Consider the following 21,553-nt stretch of genomic DNA (forward strand, 5'->3'; position numbering starts at 1 on the left):
AAATAGCCGGAACCCGGCCCCACCCCGCACCCACCGTGCCCCGAAACAGTCACCCCCGCATCTTCCCGCCCGCCATTCCCGCTACCCCGTACCCCGTTGAGCCGCATACGAGCGCCATCCGTGGTATCCGCCGAACGAGTGGCGGGCTCCTGCGAAGGGCCGGTGGCTCGCCGTCCGGGTTGCCCGGCTCCCGTGCAAACGGACCGCCCCGCCGGGCCGTCGGTGACGGCTCGGCGGGGCAGGGACGGCTGGTGCCGTGTCAGCTCGTCGTGCGGGTCAGCTCATCGTGAAGGAGTCCAGGCTGAACAGGTCGCCGCTGCCGCCCTTGAAGGCGAAGTACAGCTTGTGCGTCCCGCCCGGGTCGGTCACCGGCGCGCTGACCGTCGTGAAGGCGCCGGAGGTGTCGCCCACCGTCGCCGTGCCGGCCAGCGGGCCGTCGGGGGCGTCGGTGCGGACCTCGATGGTGCCGCCCGCACCGCTCGACGCGGCCCGGAAGTCGATCTTGCTCACATCCTGGAGGTCGTACGGGTCGAACTCGATCCAGTCACCGTTGTCGATCGACGTGACCGCCTTGCCTCCCTGGGCGCCGGCGACGGAGCTCGTCTGCACGCCGGACTGCGTGCGGTAGAACTCCGCCTGCCTGCCCTTGGGCTGCAGGACGATCTGCGTCGTGCCGGTGAGGTCGGGGACCCCGGCGGTCGGGGAGGTGTCGGTGTAGCTCGCGGACAGGATGGCGTAGAAGTCGTCGGAGTCCGTGTGGCCCGCCGTGGTCATGGAGAACGTACCGCTGCACCCCGTGGCCTGCGAGAGGTTGTGGGAGTGCATGTCATGGCCGAGCGAGTAGCCGACCTGGACCTTGGAGCAGTCCACCGGGGTGCCGTCCGGGTCGGTCGCGTCGATCTTCCACGCGACCTGGTCCCCGTCCTTGAACGTCAGCCCGTTCGGCGGCTCGGAGAACTTCAGTACCGGCGCGGAGTTGCCCACCGTGACCAGGACGGCGGCGACGCCCGTCCTGCCGCTCGGGTCGCTGACCGTGAGTTTGGCGTGGTACTGCCCGTTCGCGGTGTAGGTGAACGACGGCGTGGCGCTCGTGGAGTCGGTCTTGCCGTCGTTGTCGAAGTCCCACGCGTAGGTGAGTGTGTCGTTCTCGGGGTCGGTCGAGCCCGTCCCGTCGAACTTGACCGTCAGCGGGTTCTTGCCCGACGTGGTGTCCGTCGTGATCGCCGCGGTCGGCGCCTTGTTGCCCGGCGCGTACTCGATCTTGTAGAGCCCGGCGTCCAGGGAGCCGCCGAACCACGCGCTGCCGTAGTCGAGCACGTACAGCGAGCCGTCCGGGCCGAACTCGGTGTCGATGGGCTCGACCAGGTGGGCCCAGTCGTTGCCGTTGGTCAGCGTGTCGATCGACTGGATCTTGCCGCTGCCGTCGGATGCGATCGGCTTGATCCAGTGGGCACCGAACTCGTAGGCGAAGAACTTCCCGTCATAGCTCTCGGGGAACTTGACCTGCGACTTCAGCGCGGAGTCGTAGTGGTACACGGGGCCGCCCATCGGCGCGCCCTCCCCGCCGAGTTGCGGGAACAGCGGGTTGCCCGCGTAGTGGTTCCAGATCCAGGCCGGCTGGGCCGGGGGCAGGTCCTTCAGACCGGTGTTCAGGGGAGCGTCGTTCACCGGGTGGGCGCAGTCGAAGGGCTGCCCGGACTCCCCGGTCGCGAAGTCGTACTGGACGTACGGCGTGTTGTTGCCTATGCAGTACGGCCATCCGAAGAAGCCGGGCTTGGTGATCCGGTTGTACTCGACCGTGTTCTCCGGACCGCGCTTGGGGTTCGCACTGCTGGCGTCCGGGCCGTAGTCGGCCAGGTAGATCACGCCGGTCTTCTTGTCGACGTTGAACCGGAAGGGGTTGCGGAAGCCCATCGCGTAGATCTCGGGACGGGTCTTGGGCGTGCCCTTCGGGAACAGGTTGCCATCCGGGACCGTGTAGGTGCCGTTGTCGTGCACCTTGATCCGCAGCAGCTTGCCCCGCAGGTCGTTGGTGTTGGCCGTGGAGCGCTCGTTGTCGAAGACGGGGTTGCGGTCCGGTCGCCGGTCGATGGGCGCGTAGCCGTCGGATTCGAACGGGTTGGAGTCGTCGCCGGTGCTCAGCAGGAGGTTGCCGTCGCCGTCGAAGTGCATGTCGCCCGCGACGTGGCAGCACTGCCCGCGGTCGGTGTCGACCCGCATGATCTTCTTCTCGCTGGACAGGTCCAGCTTGCCGTCGGTGAACGTGAACCGGGACAGCTGGTTGTAGCCCTTGTACGGCGCGAAGTCGGCGGCCGTCCCGTTCTCCGGGGCGTCGGTCATGGGGGTGTCGAGCTTCGGCGCGTAATACGCGTAGACCCAGTGGTTCTTGGCGAAGTGCGGGTCGATCGCGAGGGTCTGCAACCCGTCCTCGTCATGGGTGTACACCGAGAGCTTCGCCGCCACCTCGGTGAGGCCGTCGAGGGTCGTGTAGTAGACGGTGCCGTCACGGGAGCTGTGCAGTGCGCTGCCGTCGGGGAGCACCGCGAGCCCCATCGGCTCGCCCACCTGGTCCGGTCCCTTGGCCAGGGTGACCTGTTGGAAGTCGGACGTCGCGGCGGCGGAGGCGGCCGCGGCCGTTCTGTCCGGTGCCTGGGCGCGCGCATGCGCGGACGTCGTCGCTCCGGCCACCGCGACCCCCACGCCGAGCATGGTGCTCAACGCGGCGGTGAGTAGCCGGCTTGCTGGTTTACGCACGTACTGCCTACCTCTCTTGGGGCGCTGCGGGAGACATGGCGTGAGCGGTCATGTCGCGCGGGACCGGCCGGGTTCGGATGCCCGGGCCGGCGCCGGCCGTTCGATCGGTGGAGCGGGCGGGTGGCCGTGGGAGGAAGAGAGGGGGCTCGGAGGGGTTCGCGGCCCCCTGGGGAAGCGTCATGAGCGTGGCTCCACGACCATGGCCCGTCAAGGAGGTACTGCCCAGTAGCAGCGTTTTGCGCCCTGAAGTGGACACATCTTTTGCTCATCTGGTGAAAAGTAACGCAGGTCTGTGCTCAACTATCGACGGCTTCAGGCGTTCATCGTCCTCCAGGGATTCGTCTAGGCGCTCCTGCTGCCAACGCGCGAGCCGTGGGGAGTTGCGTCCTCGGCAGGCCGCACCGCCCTCGCGCACCGGGGGCGACTCCGGTCGCCCCGCCACCAGTTCCGCCGACCGCCTGTCCGCCTGGTTCAGGCCGATGAACGCCCCGTACCACCACGCCGCCCGGACACCGGGCGAGGCGGCGCCTCCTGACGGCGCCTCGCCGCCGCCCACCGCGGCCAAGTGCTTCACAACGAAGGAGTGATGATGGGTCAGTTCGCCCATGACTTCGACCGCAGAGGCTTCCTGCGTGCGGCAGCCGCAGGCACCGTGGCCATCGGCGCGGCAACCCTCGCCGGCGCGGTCCCCGCCGCCGCCCAGACGCCCGCCCCGGACGCCCCGCCCCACGGCGCCAGCCTGAGCATCCCCAAGAACGCCATCGGCATCCAGCTCTACAGCGTCCGCGACAAGGTCTACCAACTCGGCTTCCGCGTCGTCTTCGAGGAACTGTCGCGGATGGGCTTCAAGGAGGTCGAGTTCGCCGGCTACACCCAGGACCCCTCCATCCTCGGCCGGCAGATCACCCTCCAGGAGATCCGCACACTGCTCGACGACAACGGCCTGCGGGCCATCGGCAGCCACATCGGCATCGGCAGCTTCCGCGGCAACCTGCAGCAGGAGCTCGACAACGCCGAGATCCTCGGCATGCCGAACATCGGGACCCCGAACGCCCCCTCGGACACCCCCACGGTCGCCGGGTACCAGGCGGCCGCGGAGGACTTCAACCGCTGGGGCGCGGCCGCGTCGGCACGCGGCCTCAAGCTCTACCAGCACAACCACTGGGCCGAGTTCGCCTTCGCCACCGACCAGCCGGCGGTGCGCCTGTACGACGTGTTCCTGCAGAACACCGACCCGGCCCACGTGTACCTGGAGATGGACGTGTACTGGGCCTTCGTCGGCCAGTTCCGCTACCCCGGCTTCGACCCCGCCGCGTATGTGCGCAACCACCCCTACCGCTACACGCTGTTCCACATGAAGGACGGCAAGTCCGACCCCAACGCCGGTGACGGGTACGACATGACCGAATTCGGCGCCGGTGACATGCCCTACCAGCGCTTCATCCACGCGATCGGTCCGTTCGGCAACCACCACGGCATCTGGGAGCAGGACACCGCCCCCGACACCAAGCCCAACCCGCCCGGCTCGTTCGGCGCCGCCCAGCGCAGTTACACCGCGCTCGCGGACCTGCTCTCCTGACCCACCGTCGGTTCCACGCCCTGCCGCAGCCCAGAAGGCTCGGCAGGGCGCGGACGCGTGTGGTGCGGGAGTTCAGGGTCTCGGGGGCGGGTTCAGATCAGTCCGCGTCGCGCGGCCCAGGCGACGGCCTCGATGACGCTGCTGACGCCTATCTTGTCGCACACGCCTCGGTAACGTCGTCGCACGGTGCGGGGGCAGACGTGGAGTCGCCGGGCGACGGACTCGACCGGCAGGCCGGTCGCCAGCAGCGACAGCAGATGCACCTCGTCGCTGCGCAGACAAGGGTTGTCGGGCTGGGGCCGCCGGTCCGTCTCGTAGCTGAGCATGGACACTTTCGTCCTCCTTCGCCGAGTGCGGCCGGCAGGGAACGCGGGGAAGGCCGCCGCCCGGATCGGCGGCCAGAACCCGTGATCGACCGCGGGGTCGTCAATCGCTTTCACGTTTCAAGTAGCTTGGGTAACTGATCACATGCGCACAATCAAGAGGGTGCGCAGCCGCACTGATGTGGTCTACATGAAAGGTTTCACCTCGGTTCGCGCCAGAGCCGGGCCCGGGGCCGCGCCCCGAGCCCGGCATGGACCGCCGCTCCTTACGTCAGGTCCCGCACCCGGATGTTGCGGAACTCGATCAGGTCGTTGTCACTGTGGTTCTGCAGTCCCACGTAGCCGCGGACGAACTGACGCAGGTCCGTGGGCGGATCGCCCGCACGCGACGACGACTTGCCGGGCGTGTTGTCGAACTCGTTGATCACCACGCCGTTGCGGATGATCGTGTAGTGCTGCCCGACGACGCGGATCTCGTAGTCGTTCCACTGGCCCTTCGGGGTGACCTTCGCATGGTCCAGGTCGAGTGGATCGAAGTTGTACACCGAGCCGGTCTTCTGGGGCTCACCGGTGTCGCCGTCGTAGATCTGGATCTCGTTGCCGCAGTAGATCGCCACCCACTCCGGAGCGGTGCGGGCTGCCCCCGTCGTGCTGCAGCCCTCGGGCCGCTGGTCCAGCGGCGTCCGCGGATCGGGGAACCTGACGAACACACCGCTGTTGGCCCGGTGGCCGTCGGGAGCGGCATCCCGGAACTGCAGCCGGATCGAGTAGTCCCCGAACTGCTGCTTGCTGTACCAGAGCATGCCCATGCCGCCGGAGCTGCGCATGGTGCCGTCCGGCAGGAGCGAGAACCCGCCCGCGCCCGCCTGGCTCCAGCCGGCGAGGCTGGCCGCCGATCCGTCGAAGAGGGGCTTGTACCCGGGAGTCTTGCCGATGGCCGACTGGGCACCCTCCTTGCTGAGCGTCGCCGCCTCGTGGTTGTCGATGACACCGTCCTTGCGGAACTGGTCGACCAGGTCGTTGAGGTTGCTGACGAACGCGCCGTGGCTCGGCCAGGTGCCCTCGTCGTCGATCAGGTCGTTGATGGTGCATCCGCCGCCGGCCTTGTGGTTGGCCACACCGGTGTCGGTGTCGAGCAGCCAGACCGTGGAACGGGCGTCGGGCGCCGTGCAGCCCGCCGTCACGTCGATCTTCCCGGTGGCGTGCTCACCGTCCGCGTAGGTCACCTTCAAGGTGGCGTGGTAGGTGCCGTAGGAGGCGTAGGTGTGCGTGGGGTTGGCCTCGTGCGACGGCTGGCTGCCGTCGCCGAAGTCCCACTCCCAGGAGACGCCGCCCGCCTTCGCGGCCGAGAACTGGATCGTCCGCGGCTTGCTCTGCGCGACGGCGCGACCCGAGGCGTCGCTCGGGTTCGGCGTGGCCGGGCCACCGTGGTAGGTGACGCGGACCAGCTTCTGGTTCGGGTCCAGGCTGAAGAAGCCGCCGGCGTAGTCGAGCAGGTAGAGCGCGCCGTCCGGGCCGAACTTGGCGTCCATCCAGCTCTGCACCTTGCTGTCGCCGGTGCCGCCGGGGAGGATCTGGCGCAGGTCCTCGCCGAAGGCCGGCTGGGACTGGTCCTTGACGTTGTCCGGGGTGACGGTGACCGCGACACGGTTGTTGGCGTTGGACTCGTCACCGATGAACCACTTGTCGTCCCAGTACGAGGGCCAGGCGACACCACTGCTCGTGTCCGCCTCCGAGCGGTGGTAGGTCGGGCCGTCCATGATGGCCTGGCCGCCGCCCTTGAGGTAGGGCTCGGTGTACTTCTCGTCGCTCTGCACGTACGTGGGCAGCCCGCTGCCGTCGCCGCGCTTCGGGTAGACCACGCCGCCGCCCTGCGGCGAGTACCAGATCATGTTGCTGCGGATCGGCGGGAGGTCCACCAGTCCGGTGTTGCGGGGCGAGGTGTTCTTCGGGTGGTCGCAGTCGTACCAGCCGGTCAGCACGCTCGCGTCGGTGTTGCTGCGGTCGCGGTAGGGCTGCTTGTTGCCCATGCAGTACGGCCAGCCCTGGTTGCCCGCCGAGGTGATGACGGTCGCGGTCTCGTACTTGGCCGGGCCGAGCTCCGGGTCGGGCGTCGGAGCGTCGGGGCCGACCCAGGCCGCGGTCAGCCAGTTGTGGGTCTTGTCCCAGGCGATCCGCGCGATGTTGCGGACGCCCATGACGTAGATCTCCGGACGGGTCTTGCCCCCGCCCTCCTCGTTGCCGGTGAAGAGATTGCCCTTGGGGATCGTGTACGTGCCGTCGGGCTCGGGGTGGATCCGCAGGATCTTGCCGTTGAGGTCGTTGGTGTTGCCGGCCGTACGGCGGGCGTCCTGGAAGGACAGGCCCTTGTAGTCCTTGGTCCAGTTGTTCCCGGAGTAGCCGGCCCCGGCTCCCTGGGAGGAGTTGTCGTCACCGACGCCGACGTAGAGGTTGCCATCGTTGTCGAAGGTCATGCCCCCACCGGTGTGGCAGCAGCTGTGGATCTGCGCGGTCCAGTGCAGCAGGTCCTTGCGGGTGCTCTTGTCGATCGACTGGTTCTTGAAGTCGTAGGTCAGGCGCGAGATGGTGCGCTGGCCCGTCTGCTTGTCCCGGTCGACCGACTCGTGCGGCATCCAGTAGATGTAGATCCAGCCGTTCTGCTCGAACTCGGGGTCGAGCGTGATGCCGACCAGACCCTCCTCGTTCTTGACCAGCTCGTCGCCGCTGCCGCGGTTGCCCATCACGTCGAGCGTGGTGAGCAGCTTGACCTGCTTGGTCTTGGGGTCCCACTGGTGGATCGTGCCGCAGCCCAGGCCCACCTTCGGGTCGTTCCAGTCCGGGATCGGACCGCTCGGGCAGGCCGCCTTGCCGATGTAGAAGACCTTGCCGTCGGGGGCGATCGTCAGACCGTGCGGCTCACCGATCTGGTCGAGTTGGCCCTGCTGGTTCTTGCCCGTGAGCCGTTCGACCGAGTAGTTCGACGCGATGGTCGCCTGGCAGTCGCCGCGCACCATGCCGGTCGTCCACTCGATGGCGCCGAGCAGATGACTCTGGAACTTGGCGTCCGAGGTGTAGCTGTCCTCGGTGCGGCCCATGCCGGTGTAGAAGGACCGGCCGCCGTCGTAGTCCCGGCACCAGGAGACCGGGTGGAAGGGGCCGTTGCCCGCCGGTCCGGCGTCGTAGGAGTTCTCCTCGACCTGGGCGACCGTCTGCACCTTGCCGTTCGGGTTCGGGTCCCAGTTCATCCACTGGTCGGACCGGGTCCACTTCAGCGGCAGGCCCTTGTTCGCCGGGTGCTGACGGTCGATCACGTCCACGACCGCCTGCTGCACCTTGGTCTCCGGCGCGGGCGCCGGGTCGGCGCCGAACAGCCGCAGCTCGGCCAGCTGGGTCAGCGGCTCACCGGAGTTGGCGGTGATGTTCAGCCGGTAGTACTGGTAGGCCGTGGTGTTGGAGAACTTGTACTGCTTGGTCTGGAAACGGTCCGGGAAGCTCTGCCCGGACTGGGTGTCCAGCGTCTTCCAGTCGTTCCCGTCCTGCGACCCCTGGAGCGACCAGTCCTTGGGGTCCCGGCCCGGGTAGTCGTTGGCCGACGTCAGCGCGTACTGGGCCACCGCGACCGGATGGTCCATCTTCGCCGTGACCCACGCGGTGTTCTGGTGCGCCAGCCACTTGGTGGTGTTGCTGCCGTCGAACAGCTTGGCCTTCGTCTCGTTCGGCGGGTTGTCGTCGCTCGCCGTGACGTCCGAGACCTTCTCGGAGGCGGGCAGGCTGGCGGCCGGGCGCGTGCCGATCAGGCCGGTGAACCAGTCGGAGCCGGCGTCCGCGCGCGCCGCGTCGTGGACGCCGACGAAGCCGCCGCCGCCCTTGACGTAGGCCTGGAACGCGGACTCCTCGTCGGAGGTGAGGGACACGCCCTTGGCCGACAGGAAGACCACGCCCCGGTAGTGGGCGAGGCGGTCGGGGGTGAAGTCGGACGGATCGTCCGACTCGTCCACGGAGAAGCCGTTCTTCTGCCCCAGTTCCTTGATCGTCGAGACGGCGGTCGTGACGGGGTCGTCCTGCTGGTCGGCCGGCCCGTGGAAGACCAGGACGTTCACCGAGGCTTCGGCCCCGGCGTCCTGGTCCTGGTTGGCCGCGGACGGCGTCTGCGCCTGTGCCTGCACGGCCGGCAGCGCGGCCAGTCCCAGTGCCAGCGCCGAGCCGGACAGCAGGACGACCGCGCGGCGCCAGGCCGGTGCCCGGCGGGGATCCCGCACGGACGGCGACGGTGGTGCCCCGCTTCGTCGGGACAGGGTGAACCGGTCTCTTCGGCCCATTGTTGCTCCTTGACTCGATCCGACAACGGAAGAGTGGTCAGGTGGTGGAGCCGGGCTGCCGCACGGGCCTCGCACGGCGGGTGCCGGGCGAGACGGATTCGGATCGGCCGTCGGGACATCCGGAGACGGCCGGGGCGCCGGAGCCGGTGAGGTCGCGGACGCCACGGGACCGCACGATCCGGGGCCGACCGACCGGCGGCAGGGTGGTACACGCCCGTCGGACCGTCCGGTCAGGTCGGACGGGCGTGGGTTCGGAGGCGGAGGACGGGACGGGCACGGGGCGCCCGGGCTACATGGGCATGCCGCCGCCGGGGACCGTGCCGTCGGCCTCGGTCACCAGGAACACGCCGGACATCCCCATGTCCGAGTGGCTCTGGACGTGGCAGTGGTACATCCAGGCGCCCGCGCCGACGCGTTCACCGGCGATCACCTGGAACCCGAAGGAGTCCGCGGGGCCGGTCGTCTTGGTGTCGATGACCCGGCTGACGTCCTGCGGACCGTCCAGGATCCCGGTGCGGTTGTCCACCCAGCGGTGGCCGTGCACGTGGAAGGTGTGGAAGAAGTCGCCGTGGGTGATCACGACGAACTCCACCCGCTCGCCGCGGACCGCCTTGAAGGTGGGGGTGGCGGGAGCGACCCTGTTGTTGATCGTCATGTCGTTGAAGACGACCGTGAACTGCTTGTCGGGCAGCACATCGCCCTTGCGCCGCACCACCACGGGGCCGTACAGCCCCTTCTTGATCCCGCCAGTGCCGTGCTCGGTACCCACGTTGTGGTCGTGGTAGTGCCAGTAACCGGCGCTTCCCGCCTCCCACGTGCCGTCGTGGCGTCTGCCCGGGGCGTGGGTGCGCCAGACGTAGGTGCGCCGGTCGCCCGGCTGGACGACGCTGTCGTTCATCTTGGTGCCGTCGCTCGCGACGTCGTAGTCCAGGCCGTGCACGTGCAGGCTGGCGGCGACGTCGAGGTTGTTGACCACCTCGATGTTCATGGTGTCGCCCTCGGTCAGCTCGATGAGCGGGCCCGGAATCGTCGCCTGACCGGGGTGGAGGCCGTAGCCCATCTCCCCGTTCGGCAGCTTCTCCATGTACAGCGTCAGGTTGCGGACCTCGCCGCCCTTGTCGTCCGCGGCGGGCTTGTCCGAGGGCGCGGCGGCGGCGGTGCCGCCGAGCACCGCGGGGGCGACGGCCGCCGCCACAGCCGAGGTGGCGAACGCTCGGCGGGACAAGAGGCGTCTCGTGCCTGCGCCTGAGTCGGTCATCGCTCTCCAATCCGCGACAGGCGTCGGTGCCTGCAGGCGTTTTGTCGTCGTGAGGTGCGCCGTCCCGGGCAACACCGCGTCCAGGCACGGCGGTTCGCGGTGGTGCGCCGGGCGTTGGGCCCCGCGGGGCCCGCAGATGAGTCGTCGGTGGGTGGCGCCGATCCGGTGCCGACCGGACGGCGGGTGCGGCGGTACGGCCGAGACCGGCTCGGCACCGCGAGGCGAACTGCGGCTCGGAACGGCCTCACCGTAACGGTGCTTCACCAGTTTTTCCAGACTCAGGTCAAAGTTGGTCGGGTTGCGGTCATAGACCTTGGCGGGCCGTCAAAAGACGGTTAGCTTCCCAGCATTGGCGCAATCCGAGAGAGCTGGGTGACCCCGCGCAACGGGCCCGCGGCAGCGCCGCTCCGGCACGGGGCGGAGCGAACGCCGCTCGCCCGTACGCGTGACCGCGGCCGGCCGCCGTCGTCACGCCCCGGTGATCACCCGCAACCGACTCACCGTGCCGTCGAGTTCAGGGTGCCGGTCAGGTGACGGACCGTGCGCCGTCGCCGCCTGGGACCGAGCTCCGCGCGGCACCCGGCCGGACGGGCCACGACACGGTCGTCCCGGCGGCCGGCCGACCACCCGGCGGGACCGCCGATCCGTGCGCGGTACCGCAACAAGCGATTCGCGAAAGGTGCAGCGGTGTTCAGAAGACTGCTCCATGCCCAGACGGATCCGCCCCCCTCCAGATCCGCGCGACGGGGCCGGTTCAGCCCCCACCCGGCGTTGGTGGCGCTCGTGGCCCTGGTGCTCACGGCGTTCTCGCTGGCCGCGCCGGCCGCGTACGCGGCGATGAGCCGGGACGCCGCCGCGGCACCGGCCCAGGTGCTCACCTGGACGGCCGGCGACGGCTACATGGGCTATACGTCCGCCCCCACCACCGCGGTGGCCGGCCCGGCGACGATCGTGTTCGAGAACAGCGCGGCCACCGGGAACACCACCGGGATGCCGCACACGCTGACGTTCGACACCTCCAACCCCGACTACAACACCGACGTCAGCCTCAACATCCAGGCGAGCCCGTCCGACTCCAGTGGAGGCCGCCACACGGCGGAGGTCACCCTGACCCCCGGTGTCTACCACTACTACTGCGCGATGCCGGGTCACATGATGTCGGGCGAACTGACCGTCACCGCGGCCCCAGGGAACGACACCACCGCCCCGGACACGTCGGCGTCCGTCTCGGGTACGAAGGACGCCTCCGGTAACTACGTGGGCAGTGCGACGGTGACGGTCTCGGCTTCGGACGCGGAGTCGGGCGTGGCCAAGATCGAGTACTCGCTCGACAACGGCGCTTACGCGGACTACAGCGCGCCGGTGCAGGTGAGCGGTGTGGGTCAGCACACGGTGGCGTACCGGGCGACGGACAAGGCGGGTAACACGTCCGCGGTGAAGTCGGTGTCGTTCACGGTGGTGGCCGCTCCGCCCGAGGACACGACGGCGCCGGAGACGTCGGCGACGGTATCGGGTACGAAGGACGCCTCCGGGAACTACGTGGGCAGTGCGACGGTGACGGTGTCGGCTTCGGACGCGGGGTCGGGTGTCGCGAAGGTCGAGTACTCGCTGGACGGCGGGGCTTACGCGGATTACAGCGCGCCGGTGCAGGTGAGCGGTGTGGGTCAGCACACGGTGGCGTACCGGGCGACGGACAAGGCGGGTAACACGTCGGCGGTGAAGTCGGTGTCGTTCACGGTGGTGGCCGCTCCGCCCGAGGACACGACGGCGCCGGAGACGTCGGCGACGGTGTCGGGGACGAAGGACGCCTCCGGTAACTACGTCTCCGGTGCGACGGTGACCGTGACGGCTTCGGACGCGGAGTCGGGTGTGGCGAAGATCGAGTACTCGCTCGACAATGGCGCCTACAAGGACTACAGCGCGCCGGTGCAGGTGAGCGGTGTGGGTCAGCACACGGTGGCGTACCGGGCGACGGACAAGGCGGGCAACACGTCCGCTGAGCAGTCCGTGTCGTTCACGGTGGTGCCCGCTCCGCCGCAGGACACCACTCCGCCGCAGGTGTCGGCCTCCGTCTCGGGCACGAAGGACGCCTCCGGGAACTACGTCGGCAGCGCGACGATCACGGTGACGGCCTCGGACGCGGAGTCGGGCGTGGCCGCGACCGAGTACTCCCTGGACGGCGGCCCCTACCTGCCGTACTCCGCGCCGGTGGCGGTGAACAGGGCGGGCAGCCACACCTTCCTGTACCGGGCCACCGACAAGGCCGGCAACACGTCCACGGCCAAGTCGCTGACGCTGACCATCGTCGACAGCAAGCCGCCCACCGACTGCCCTGAGACGGACGACCGTTCGACGGTGTACGTCGGCACGGTCAACACGGGCATCCCGAACCGCGTCACGACCAACGGCTGCACGATCAACGAGCTGATCGAGGACCACCGGGCCTGGGCCGGTCACGGCGTGTTCGTGTCGTACGTCGAGAAGCTCGTCGCGGATCTCCGGCACGAAGGCGTCGTCGACCAGCGGGAGGCGGGCGACATCAAGAAGGCCGCCGGCCGTTCCGACGTCGGCAAGCCGCACACCACGCGCACGGAACCGTGAGCCGACGGCCGCGACGGACTTGATGGGGTGACACCGGCCGACCGGCCGGCATCCCATCGGGTCTGCCCGGCTTCAACCAACCTTTGTCCACTGCAAGATGAAAGTGCATCGGAATGCTGCACAAGTTCTTTCGTGTTCAGCACGACGGTGCTACGGTTTTTTTGAAAGTCGCGCCCCAAAGTGCCGGGCGTGTGCACGACTTCGGCGACGACGGGAGGGGCGGCGTGAGGCGTATGACGGCTCGACCGGCCAATGTCCATCAGGCCGGGCTGCTCCGCCTGCTGCGCGACCTCGGTCCGCAGTCCCGGGTCGCCCTGGGTGACCGGGTCGAGCTGTCACGCTCCAAGCTCGCGGTGGAGATCGACCGGCTGCTGGAGACGGGCCTCGTCGTCCAGGACGGCCTCGCCGCTTCCCGCGGCGGTCGCCGCTCGCACAACGTCCGGATCGCGCCCTCCCTGCGGTTCCTCGGCGTGGACATCGGCGCCACGTCGGTGGATGTCGCGGTCACCAACGCGGAGTTGGAGGTCCTCGGCCACCTGGCCGAGCCGCTGGACGTGCGCGACGGTCCGGTGGCCGTGTTCGAGCGGGTGCTCGCCCTGGCCGCCAAGCTGCGCGAGGCCGGACTGGCCGAACACTTCGACGGCGCCGGGATCGGCGTGCCGGGACCCGTCCGGTTCCCCGAGGGCGTCCCCGTCGCACCGCCGATCATGCCCGGCTGGGACGGCTTCCCCGTCCGCGAGGCGCTGAGCCAGGAGCTCGGCTGCTCCGTCCTCGTCGACAACGACGTGAACCTGATGGCGCTGGGCGAGCAGCAGGCCGGTGTCGCCCGGTCCGTACGTGACTTCCTGTGGGTCAAGATCGGGACCGGCATCGGCTGCGGCATCGTGGTGCGCGGCGAGGTCCACCGCGGTGTCACCGGCAGCGCCGGCGACATCGGACACATCCAGGTGGACCCGGACGGGCCGCCGTGCGCCTGCGGCAACATCGGTTGCCTGGAGGCGTACTTCGGCGGCAACGCCCTGGCGCGCGACGCGACCGCGCTCGCCGAGTCGGGCCGCTCGGTGGAGCTGGCCGGACGGCTGGAGGCGACCGGGCGGCTGACCCCCGAGGACGTGTCGGCGGCCGCCGGCGCCGGGGACGCCGCCGCCCTCGAACTGATCCGCACGGGCGGGAGCCGCATCGGCCAGGTCATCGCGGGTCTGGTCAGCTTCTTCAACCCGGGCCTGGTGGTCATCGGGGGAGGGCTCACCGGGCTGGGGCACACCCTCCTGGCCAGCATCCGCACCCAGGTCTACCGGCAGTCCCTGCCGCTCGCGACAGGCAACCTGCCGATCGTTCTCGGCGAGCTCGGTCAGGCCGCCGGCGTCGTCGGCGCCACCCGGCTGATCAGCGACCACATCTTCTCACCGGTCTGACGCGCCCGCGCGCGGCCGGAAGGAATCCGTTCCCCGCGAACGGACGCGGTCCCCGCGTCCGTTGCCCGCGCCCACCAGCATTCCTCAGGAGCGCCTATGGACAGTCAGCACGGCTCGCCCGCGATCGGGGTGGGCATGATCGGGTACGCCTTCATGGGCCGCGCGCACTCGCATGCCTGGCGCACCGCAGCCTGCGCCTTCGATCTGCCCATGCGCCCGGTCATGGCCGCCCTGGCCGGACGTGAGCGAGCGGCCCTGGAAGAAGCCGCCCGACGCCAGGCCTGGGCGGCGACCGAGACCGACTGGCGGGCCCTGATCGCCCGCCCCGACGTGCAGTTGGTGGACATCTGCACTCCCGGTTCCAGCCACGCCGAGATCGCGATCGCGGCGCTGGAGGCCGGCAAGCACGTGTTGTGCGAGAAGCCGCTCGCCAACACCGTCGAGGAGGCGGAGGCGATGGCTGCCGCCGCGGCCGCGGCCTCGCGTCGCGGCGTGCGCTCCATGGTGGGGTTCAGCTATCGGCGCACACCGGCGCTCGCCCTCGCCCGCCGGCTCATCGCCGACGGCCGCCTCGGCGCCCTGCGGCACGTACGGGCGCAGTACCTCCAGGACTGGATCGTGGACCCGGAGTTCCCGCTGGTGTGGCGGCTGCAGCGGGAGCACGCCGGCTCCGGCGCGCTGGGCGACATCGGCGCCCACATCGTCGACCTCGCCCAGTTCCTCGTCGGGGAGCCCCTGTCGGGAGTCTCCGCCCTGACCGAGACGTTCATCCGCGAACGTCCCTTGCCCACCGCGTCGTCGGGGCTCGCGGCCGTCACCGACGGGGCCGCGCGGCGCGGACCCGTGACGGTGGACGACGCCGCCCTGTTCACCGGCCGCTTTCCCGGCGGCGCCGTCGCGTCCTTCGAGGCCACGCGGGTCGCCGCCGGCCGCAAGAACGCCCTGCGCATCGAGATCAACGGCGACCGCGGCAGCATCGCCTTCGATCTGGAGCGCCTCAACGAACTGGACTTCCACGACCACACGGAGCCGGCCGCCACGGCGGGCTTCCGGCGGATCCTGGTCACCGAACCGGACCACCCCTATCTCGAAGGATGGTGGCCGCCGGGGCACGGACTCGGCTACGACCACACCTTCGTGCACCAGGTGCGCGACCTGATCCACGCCATCGCCGAGGGCCGGGACCCCGAGCCGTCCTTCGCCGACGGACTGCGGGTGCAGCAGGTGCTGGCGGCGGTGGAGCACAGCGCCGCTAACGGGAGCGTCTGGACGCCCGTCGCGCACGCGGAAGACGAGCAGGGGAGCCCGCCGATGCGGTCCGGCACCGGCGACCCCGTCGCGGTCGCTCCATGAAAAGGAGGATTTCTGGGAAACCCCTGACGGGAATCACATAAAGGCACACCTTTTTTCACGCCGGTCGATGCGGCCGGATGTGACGCACCGGGGTCGATCGCCGTACGACAGGCGCCGGTAGGACAGGCGTTGGCAAAAGCCGGGGCATATTCGACCGTGTGCTCCGGAAATACCTGCCTGCCTCGGTTTAAGGTCCGCGCATCACTCGCGCCTGATATTCCGGGTACTCAAGGGTAACGGGCAGGCGGGAGGGGTGCCCGGCCTCCTCGATGCCGGTTGCCCAAAAGTGTTACACCAGTTGCCGCATCCGGCCACGATGCGCATGAACGGTTCGCGGACCCTTTTCAAACCGCGCGAGGAGAACTACCTTCCTCTCAGCCCGCCGGGCGACAGAGGGCGGCCTGTTCCGGAAAAACCGGTACGCACGCTCGGAGTCAAAGGGAAACACCCTGACCCGGACCACCGAAGTCCACCGACGAGGAAATTTGCCAAGGATCCACGACGGGTCTCGTCCCGCATCCCGGATCACCTGCCTCCACGACACGTCGGGCCCCTCACGAGCCTCCTCACCGAGGCCGTCCGCGAGGGCTCGGTGACGAGAAGCCGAAGAACCGCCACAGGCCCTGTGCGGGCCGGCGGACACCGCACCAGAGGGAGACCCATGAGTGCCCCGCTGCTCGAGATGCAAGGCGTCGTCAAGGAGTTCCCCGGCGTCCGGGCCCTCGACGGTGTCGACCTCGACGTGGTCGCCGGAGAAGTGCACTGCCTGCTGGGCCAGAACGGCGCCGGCAAGTCGACACTCATCAAGGTCCTCGCCGGCGCCCACCAGCCCGACGAGGGACACATCACCTGGGAGGGCGAACCGGTGGCCCTCCCGACCCCGACGGCCGCCATGCGCCACGGGATCGCCACCATCTACCAGGAACTCGACCTGGCCGACGGCCTGTCGGTGGCGGAGAACATCTACCTGGGACACGAGCAGTCCCGGCTGGGGTTCAGCCGGCGCTCGCGGATGCACGACGCCGCCCGGCAACTCCTGCGCAGGCTGGGGCACCCGGAGATCCCCGTCACGCGTGAGGTGGGCGAGCTGTCGGCGGCCGGCAAGCAACTGGTGTCCATGGCACGCGCCCTCTCGCACGACGCGCGGCTCATCATCATGGACGAGCCGTCCGCCGTCCTCGCCCACGACGAGGTGGACAACCTCTTCCGCATCATCGGCGACCTCACCGCCGCCGGCGTGGCGGTCGTCTACATCTCCCACCGCATGGAGGAGATCCGCCGGATCGGGGACCGCGTCACCGTCCTCAAGGACGGCCGCACGGTCGCCCGGGGTCTGCCCGCGCGCACCACCCCCACCTCCGAACTGGTCTCGCTGATGACCGGCCGCACCGTCGAGTACGTCTTCCCGCCCCGGCCCGAACGCCCCGGCCCGGACGAGCGGCCGGTGCTCCTGGAGGTCGAACACATCAGCCGCCCGGGGGAGTTCCACGACATCTCCCTCACCGTCCGGGCCGGCGAGATCGTCGGGCTGGCGGGCCTGGTCGGCTCCGGCCGCTCGGAGATCCTCGAAACCGTCTACGGAGCGAGGCGACCGGCCGCCGGGCGCATCAGCGTCGCGGGATCCGCCCTGCGGCCCGGCAGTGTCACCGCCGCCGTCCGGGCGGGCCTCGGGCTCGCCCCGGAGGAACGCAAGAGCCAGGCGCTGTTCCTGCAGTCCTCCATCGCCCACAACGTGTCCATGTCCTCGCTGCGACGGTTCGCCCGCGCCGGATTCCTCGACTCCCGCAGCGAACTGGCCGCCACGACCGAAGCGGTCCGCAGCCTCGACCTGCGGCCCCCCGACCCGACCCGGCCGGTGCGCACGCTCTCCGGCGGCAACCAGCAGAAGGCCGTCGTCGCCCGCTGGTTGCTCAAGGACTGCCGGCTGCTGCTGCTGGACGAGCCCACCCGCGGCGTGGACGTCGGAGCGCGGGCGGAGCTCTACATGCTCATCCGGCGGCTCGCGGACTCGGGAGTCGGTGTGCTCCTCGTCTCCAGCGAGGTGCCCGAGGTCCTCGGCCTCGCCGACCGCGTCCTCGTGATGCGCGAGGGGCGGGTGGTCCGCGAGGCCGCCGCCCAGGACCTCGACGAATCGAAAGTGCTCGACCTCGTCATGGAAGGGAGCTCCGCGTGAGCCAGCAGACCAGTCCCCCCGGCGGGAGCGGTCCGCTGCCCGCCACCGGCCAGGGATCACCGGCCGGATCCGTCCGGCAGACCGGCACATCCCCCGGGAAGAGCGGCAGACCCTCCTTCCTCGGGCACATGGGCAGGGTGCGCAACCTGGGCCTGTTCGCCGTCCTCGTCCTGCTCTGCGTCATCGGCGCGCTGACCTCGGGCAACTTCGCGACCCGCCAGAACGCCCTGGTCATCCTCACCAGCGCGGCCGTCATCGGGGTCATCACCATCGGGCAGACCTTCATCATCATCGGCGGCGGCATCGACCTGTCCGTCGGCGCCATCGTGGCGCTCGCATCCGTGTGGTGCACCACCGTGGCCACCCAGTCCTACGGACTCGGCGGCATGGTCTTCTGCGCGCTCGCCGTGGGCGCGGTCGTCGGCCTCGTCAACGGCCTGATCATCGCCTACGGCAACATCGTGGCGTTCATCACCACCATCGCCATGATGGCGAGCGCCCGCGGCCTGGCCGAGCGGATCTCCGACCGGCAGTCCCAGGTGGTGACGGTCGAGTCGTTCAACTCCATCGCCTCCACCAAATGGCTCGGCATTCCGCTGCTGGTCTACATCCTGGCGGTGGCCGTGCTCGTCGGCTGGGTGCTGCTCAACCGCACCACCTTCGGCCGCCGGACGTTCGCCATCGGCGGCAACCAGGAGGCCGCGCGCCTCGCCGGCCTCGACGTACGCCGTCACACCGTGGTGCTGTACGTCCTGTCCGGGCTGTGCTGCGGCATCGCCGCCATCATGCTGACCGCGCGGACCACCTCCGGGGCCAGCAACCTCGGCGACCTGTACGAACTGGACTCGATCGCCGCGGTGATCATCGGCGGAACCCTGCTGACCGGCGGCCGCGGCTCGCTCGTCGGCTCGATCCTGGGCGTCCTGGTGTTCACCACGATCACCAACATCTTCGTGCTGAACAACCTCACGACCGACATCCAGCAGATCGCCAAGGGCCTGATCATCGTCGCCGCCGTGCTGGTCCAGCGACGCGGACGCAGCACCGCCACCCCGTAGCAGCGGCGCGGACGGCGGCTCCGCCCCCGCTGTCGCCGCCCGCGCCGCCCCAGGCCCAGCCGCGCGGCACGTCCGCATCGACCACGGCAGGCACAACCCAGGCAGGACCCCGTGACTGGAAGGACTCAGCGAGATGGACAAGCGCGGACTCGGCGGACTGGACCGTAGAAGGCTCCTCCTCAGCGGCGCGGTACTCGGCGGCGGAGCCCTCGTCGCCGGCTGCACCAGCAACAAGAGCGACGCCTCCACCGACGACGTCAAGGCGGCGACCAAGGCCGGCACCGACAACGACAAGCCGGGCAAGGCCGTGTCGATCGGGTTCTCGGCGCCGGCCGCCGACCACGGCTGGATGGCGGCCATCACCAAGAACGCCATGGCGCAGGCCAAGCAGTACTCCGACGTGCACTTCGAGGCCGTCGAGGGCACCAACGACGTCAACGCGCAGATCAGCCAGGTCCAGACGCTGATCGGCAAGAAGGTCGACGCCCTGGTGATCCTGCCCTTCGACGGCAAGGCGCTGACCGCCGTGGCCCAGCAGGCGATGGACGCCGGCATCCCCGTGATCAACCTCGACCGTGTCTTCGACTCACCCCTCGCCTATCGGACGTGGGTCGGCGGCGACAACTTCGGCATGGGCCTCAACGCCGGCCTCTACATCGGCAAGGCCCTCAAGGCCAAGGGTGTCTCCTCGCCCGTGATCGGCGAGATCGCCGGGATCGACAACCTCGAACTCACCAAGCAGCGCAGCGCCGGATTCAAGCAGGGCCTGGCCAAGTACGGCTTCCGCGTGGGCATCCGGCAGGCCGCCAACTTCACCGCCGACTCCGGCCAGCAGGTGATGAGCAACGTACTGCAGGCGCGCTCGCACCTCGACGCGGTGTGGAACCACGACGACGACCAGGGCATCGGCGTCGAGGCGGCCATCAAGCAGGCCGGCCGAAGCGAGTTCTTCATGGTCGGCGGCGCCGGCTCAAAGCACGCCATGCAGGAGATCAAGGCCGACAACTCCGTGCTCAAGGCCACGGTCGTCTACCCGTCGAACATGTCCGCCTCGGCCATCAAGCTCGCCCGGCTCATCGCCCAGCACAAGGGCATGAGCGACCTCGTCGGGCAGGACCTGCCGTCCTCGCTGACCCTGTTCTCCGCCACCGTGACCAAGGAGAACGTCGACCAGTACCTTCCCGGCGCCTTCAGCTGACCCGGCACCCACCGTCCCCGCACCCAGGTCACGAAAGGTTGATGATGTCCCGCAGAGGTATCGTCGCGCTGCTCTCGGCAGCCGCTCTGGCCCTGCCCCTCGCCGCCACGAGCGCCGCCACCGCACACGCCGCGACACCGGCGTTCAAGGTGCTGGTGTTCTCCAAGACCACCGGCTACCGGCACGCCTCCATCCCCGACGGCGTCGCGGCGATCGAGAAGCTCGGCCAGGACAACGGCTTCGCGGTCGACGCGACCGAGGACGCCACCCAGTTCAACGACGCCAACCTGGCCAAGTACCAGACGGTCGTCTTCCTCTCCACCACGGGCGACCCCTTGGACCAGCAGTCCGAGAAGGACGCCTTCCAGCGCTACATCGAGCACGGCGGCGGCTACGTCGGCATCCACGCCGCCGCCGACTCCGGCTACACCTGGGCCTGGTACGGCGGCCTGGTCGGCGCGTACTTCAAGGACCACCCGTCGATCCAGCAGGCGACCGTGAACGTCGCGGGCCAGGGCACCGCGGCCACCAGGGACCTGCCCAACCGCTGGATCCGCACCGACGAGTGGTACAACTACCAGTCCAATCCCCGTGCCGACGTGCGCGTCCTGGCCACGCTGGACGAGCGGACGTACAACCCGGTCGGCTACAACGGCGGCTCGATGGGCGCCGACCACCCCATCTCCTGGTGCCACCCCTACGACGGCGGCCGCTCCTTCTACACCGGCATGGGCCACACCTCGGAGAGCTACACCGAGCCGCGGTTCCTGTCGCACATCCTCGGCGGCATCGAGATGACGGCCGGCGCGGCGAAGTTCAACTGCGACCCGGACAGCACCGACTGACCGGCGCCGACGCACCCCGGCGCGGCCGCCGTCCGAGCGGGCGCGCCGGGCAGGCGGTTCCCGCCCACCCGCACGTCGGCACAGCACAGCGAAAGGACCCACTTTGCCGTCGTCAACGACCGCCCGCCGCCGCACGGCACCGGTGAACCCGGACGCCACCCGCCCCGGGCTGCTCATCGGCACCGGCACCGGCCTCGGGCTCGTCCAGCCGGCGGGCCCGGCGGCGGTTCCGGTGACGGCAGGGCGTACGGCCTCCACCGGCCCGGCCCGGCAACCCGCCGACCGTGTCCGCCCCCAGGACGCCGCCCGCGACACCCGGCAGGTCAAGGCGCTCACCGCACAGGCGACCGCCATGCCCGCGCTCGACAGCGCCGTGAACTCCCGCCGGCAGGGACTCGCGGCGCCCGACCCCCTGGCGCGGCCGCTCACCGCCGCGACGGCCTCGCAGCGGCACAGGGCCGTCGACGTCCGGTCGATCGAGGCCACCGAACCCGACGCGATCGACATCGACGCCGGGCCGGGCCACCAGCACGTCTTCCTGCGGATGACCCCCGACGGCCAGGCCCCGACCACCCCGCACGACCGGCCGGAGGGGAGCGGAAGCAGGTGACCGGGGACGGCCACATCGACAGCGAGGAACGAAGCGGCCGGGCGCGACCGCGTCCGGCCGACGGAGG

13 protein-coding genes are annotated in these 21,553 nt (G+C 69.8%); 9 read left to right on the forward strand and 4 right to left on the reverse strand.

From position 1 onward, the window contains the following. Positions 1–276: 276 nt before the first annotated feature. Positions 277–2,754, reverse strand: a complete 2,478-nt coding sequence (locus ACQPXS_RS38235; protein ID WP_433454013.1) for a PQQ-dependent sugar dehydrogenase — start codon at positions 2,752–2,754, stop codon at positions 277–279. A gap of 586 nt (positions 2,755–3,340) precedes the next feature. Between ACQPXS_RS38235 and ACQPXS_RS38240 the strand changes: the two genes are divergently transcribed. Then, complete coding sequence (locus tag ACQPXS_RS38240) at positions 3,341–4,333, forward strand: TIM barrel protein (protein WP_433454014.1); 993 nt, start codon at positions 3,341–3,343, stop codon at positions 4,331–4,333. Positions 4,334–4,425: 92 nt separating this feature from the next. On the opposite strand, the gene ACQPXS_RS38245 is transcribed toward ACQPXS_RS38240, so the two are convergent. From ACQPXS_RS38245 to ACQPXS_RS38255, 3 genes are all read right to left on the reverse strand, one after another. Next, a complete protein-coding gene (locus ACQPXS_RS38245) occupies positions 4,426–4,659 on the reverse strand; it encodes a helix-turn-helix domain-containing protein (RefSeq protein ID WP_351807834.1) in 234 nt (77 codons plus the stop codon). Between the two features lie 263 nt (positions 4,660–4,922). Beyond that, a complete protein-coding gene (locus ACQPXS_RS38250) occupies positions 4,923–8,915 on the reverse strand; it encodes a ThuA domain-containing protein (protein WP_433454015.1) in 3,993 nt (1,330 codons plus the stop codon). 349 nt (positions 8,916–9,264) lie between these two features. Further along, complete coding sequence (locus ACQPXS_RS38255) at positions 9,265–10,233, reverse strand: multicopper oxidase domain-containing protein (RefSeq protein WP_433454016.1); 969 nt, start codon at positions 10,231–10,233, stop codon at positions 9,265–9,267. 774 nt (positions 10,234–11,007) lie between these two features. Between ACQPXS_RS38255 and ACQPXS_RS38260 the strand changes: the two genes are divergently transcribed. The 8 genes from ACQPXS_RS38260 to ACQPXS_RS38295 all read left to right on the forward strand — a co-directional run bounded on the left by ACQPXS_RS38260 (position 11,008) and on the right by ACQPXS_RS38295 (position 21,486). Beyond that, a complete protein-coding gene (locus ACQPXS_RS38260) occupies positions 11,008–12,834 on the forward strand; it encodes an OmpL47-type beta-barrel domain-containing protein (RefSeq protein ID WP_433454017.1) in 1,827 nt (608 codons plus the stop codon). A 233-nt stretch (positions 12,835–13,067) separates the two neighbouring features. Next, the gene (locus ACQPXS_RS38265) at positions 13,068–14,249 is read left to right on the forward strand and encodes an ROK family protein (protein ID WP_433454018.1); all 1,182 of its coding nucleotides are present in this window, start codon (positions 13,068–13,070) and stop codon (positions 14,247–14,249) included. Positions 14,250–14,345: 96 nt separating this feature from the next. After that, positions 14,346–15,602, forward strand: coding sequence for a Gfo/Idh/MocA family protein (locus ACQPXS_RS38270; RefSeq protein ID WP_433454019.1), 1,257 nt, complete (start codon positions 14,346–14,348; stop codon positions 15,600–15,602). 661 nt (positions 15,603–16,263) lie between these two features. Further along, positions 16,264–17,775, forward strand: coding sequence for a sugar ABC transporter ATP-binding protein (locus ACQPXS_RS38275; protein WP_433454020.1), 1,512 nt, complete (start codon positions 16,264–16,266; stop codon positions 17,773–17,775). Next, positions 17,772–18,833 carry an ABC transporter permease gene (locus tag ACQPXS_RS38280; RefSeq protein ID WP_365323089.1) on the forward strand — a complete coding sequence of 354 codons (1,062 nt, stop codon included), beginning with the start codon at positions 17,772–17,774 and terminating at the stop codon, positions 18,831–18,833. Before ACQPXS_RS38275 ends, ACQPXS_RS38280 begins: the two co-directional genes overlap by 4 nt. A 133-nt stretch (positions 18,834–18,966) precedes the next feature. After that, positions 18,967–20,031 carry a substrate-binding domain-containing protein gene (locus tag ACQPXS_RS38285; RefSeq protein ID WP_356310898.1) on the forward strand — a complete coding sequence of 355 codons (1,065 nt, stop codon included), beginning with the start codon at positions 18,967–18,969 and terminating at the stop codon, positions 20,029–20,031. 41 nt (positions 20,032–20,072) lie between these two features. Further along, positions 20,073–20,876 (forward strand): ThuA domain-containing protein, encoded by an 804-nt coding sequence (locus ACQPXS_RS38290; protein ID WP_365323087.1) that lies wholly within the window; start codon positions 20,073–20,075, stop codon positions 20,874–20,876. Positions 20,877–20,979: 103 nt separating this feature from the next. After that, complete coding sequence (locus tag ACQPXS_RS38295; RefSeq protein WP_433454021.1) at positions 20,980–21,486, forward strand: hypothetical protein; 507 nt, start codon at positions 20,980–20,982, stop codon at positions 21,484–21,486. The last annotated feature ends 67 nt before the right edge of the window (positions 21,487–21,553 follow it).

Origin of the sequence: Streptomyces sp. CA-142005, from assembly GCF_050942335.1 — a bacterium.
Lineage (GTDB): Bacteria > Actinomycetota > Actinomycetes > Streptomycetales > Streptomycetaceae > Streptomyces.

What these genes read in the sequence shown, in the direction of transcription:
- ACQPXS_RS38290 (WP_365323087.1), top strand. Translation starts at nt 20,073, where the DNA reads ATGATGTCCCGCAGAGGTATCGTCGCGCTGCTCTCGGCAGCCGCTCTG.
- ACQPXS_RS38285 (WP_356310898.1), top strand. Translation starts at nt 18,967, where the DNA reads ATGGACAAGCGCGGACTCGGCGGACTGGACCGTAGAAGGCTCCTCCTC.
- ACQPXS_RS38255 (WP_433454016.1), bottom strand. Translation starts at nt 10,233, where the DNA reads ATGACCGACTCAGGCGCAGGCACGAGACGCCTCTTGTCCCGCCGAGCG.
- ACQPXS_RS38275 (WP_433454020.1), top strand. Translation starts at nt 16,264, where the DNA reads ATGAGTGCCCCGCTGCTCGAGATGCAAGGCGTCGTCAAGGAGTTCCCC.
- ACQPXS_RS38245 (WP_351807834.1), bottom strand. Translation starts at nt 4,659, where the DNA reads ATGCTCAGCTACGAGACGGACCGGCGGCCCCAGCCCGACAACCCTTGT.
- ACQPXS_RS38240 (WP_433454014.1), top strand. Translation starts at nt 3,341, where the DNA reads ATGATGGGTCAGTTCGCCCATGACTTCGACCGCAGAGGCTTCCTGCGT.
- ACQPXS_RS38265 (WP_433454018.1), top strand. Translation starts at nt 13,068, where the DNA reads ATGACGGCTCGACCGGCCAATGTCCATCAGGCCGGGCTGCTCCGCCTG.
- ACQPXS_RS38270 (WP_433454019.1), top strand. Translation starts at nt 14,346, where the DNA reads ATGGACAGTCAGCACGGCTCGCCCGCGATCGGGGTGGGCATGATCGGG.